At 62.8% G+C, this 1098-nt stretch carries 1 protein-coding gene and 1 pseudogene; one reads left to right on the top strand and one right to left on the bottom strand.

The features are described from left to right. Window positions 1-498 (bottom strand): annotated as a pseudogene (locus J0A65_RS23830) (hypothetical protein); the annotation flags it as partial. A gap of 188 nt (window positions 499-686) precedes the next feature. Between J0A65_RS23830 and J0A65_RS23825 the strand changes: the two are divergent. Beyond that, the gene (locus tag J0A65_RS23825; protein WP_206596756.1) at window positions 687-1055 is read left to right on the top strand and encodes a hypothetical protein; all 369 of its coding nucleotides are present in this window, start codon (window positions 687-689) and stop codon (window positions 1053-1055) included. Window positions 1056-1098 lie beyond the last annotated feature (43 nt).

The raw sequence follows: 1098 nt of genomic DNA, 5'->3' as shown, positions 1-1098 counted from the left end.
CAAGGTGTGCAGGTAGGCCGGCGCCATCAGGGCCGTCAGCAGCAGCGTCGCCACCAGATAAGGCTGCGACTGCCAGTACTCCGACATGCAAGCGGTCAGGATCAGGGACAGCAACGCCATCAGCGTCGCCCGCAACAGGTAGCCGAAGCCGTAGCGCAACCCGTAGCCGATCGTGACCCAGACCAGGATTGCATAGATCGGCAGCATCAACTGACCACCGTTGACCAGCGTCAGGGTGATCCCCGTGTAGTCGTTGAGCATGGTGAGCATGCGCCGCCAGGGGCGGTTTCCCGGACGGCGCATGACGTCGCAGCGAATGATCATCGCCAGCACCAGCAACGCTGCGTACAGCGCCAGCGCCTTCCAGACCGGGCCAGGCTCCATCAGCGAATAGCGGTAGAGCAGCACGGTATAGCTGCTGACGATCGCCACGAAAATCAGCCGTACTCCGGCCTGGGCGAGCTCGGTGTCGTAGGAAACGGGACCCTTCCTGGGCATGCTGACACTCCCTGCTGAAACAGCTTTCGTCGTTACCCCGACACCTTAGGCCCTGGGTAGCGAACGCGGCAAGGACCATAGGCGGGCACTAGTACACCCGTACTATTCCTGGCCTGGCAGCCCCTTCCTAGAATCGCGGACAACGCTTCGGCACTGGGCCGAGGCCTGGTGATCGAAGGGAATGTCCGATGAATATCAATGGAAGCCTGGGCTTGGTCCTGGGTGCTGCCGTACTGACGGCGCTGACCGGCTGCCTGCCACAGAACACGCAGAGCCAGGGCCTGCAGAATGCCCAGATGGCCAATGACCCATGCGCCCCGAGCGCAACCAGCAGCCTGATCGAAACCGGTCGCAGCCTGCTGGACATGGCCAACACGGTGCTCGAGACGCAGCAGAGTTTCAACGGCAACTCCGCCACCTACACCCAGCGCATGCAGGTCGCGGAGAACGCTCAGCGGGTCAACCAGGGGCAGAACGTGCTGAACAACGTCGAGAAACTGGCCGGTACCAACCAACAAACCTGCTTAGCGCCCGCACCAACCAGCGCGACGCGCTGAGCGCGCTCGCTCACAGGCGCACGTCGAACTTGTCCAGCAGCAG

This window comes from Bowmanella yangjiangensis (assembly GCF_017255015.1).
Lineage (GTDB): Bacteria > Pseudomonadota > Gammaproteobacteria > Enterobacterales > Alteromonadaceae > Bowmanella > Bowmanella yangjiangensis.
The sequence above is the reverse complement of the archived record's forward strand: the minus strand, read 5'-3'. Positions and strand labels throughout refer to the sequence as shown.

Excerpts from the sequence above, each read along its gene's own strand:
- J0A65_RS23825 (WP_206596756.1), top strand. The coding sequence starts at position 687 with ATGAATATCAATGGAAGCCTGGGCTTGGTCCTGGGTGCTGCCGTACTG.